Below are 321 nucleotides of genomic sequence, written 5' to 3' on the forward strand. Positions count from 1 at the left end.
TGCAATTTCATTTGTGCTGTCAGTATAGCGTGTTTGCATCTTGTTGTCAAGCATTATGAAATTATATTTCTTTTCTTTAAATTGCATATTGCAATATATGTTGTTACGTGGTATAGTAATGACATACCGAAAAAGGAGGCACATCAGCATGAAAGATAAAGAACTACGCAAGCTGATCGGCAGCAGGGCAAAACAGCGCCGTCTGGAATTAAATCTGACACAGCCTTATGTCGCAGAGAAGATGGGAGTTACCGCTTCCACAATCCTGCGTTATGAGAATGGTTCGATTGACAATACCAAAAAGATGGTACTGGAAGGTCT

Annotated in this window: 1 protein-coding gene; it reads left to right on the top strand. The window is 39.9% G+C overall.

Annotation, left to right across the window (positions count from 1 at the left end; all coding sequences use genetic code 11):
* Nucleotides 1–148: 148 nt before the first annotated feature.
* Nucleotides 149–321: helix-turn-helix transcriptional regulator (locus DXA87_RS18590; protein WP_242995397.1), on the top strand; the 173-nt coding region annotated here is incomplete at its 3' end.

This window comes from Desulfotomaculum sp. OF05-3 (assembly GCF_003435535.1).
Classification (GTDB): domain Bacteria; phylum Bacillota; class Clostridia; order Lachnospirales; family Lachnospiraceae; genus Pilosibacter; species Pilosibacter fragilis.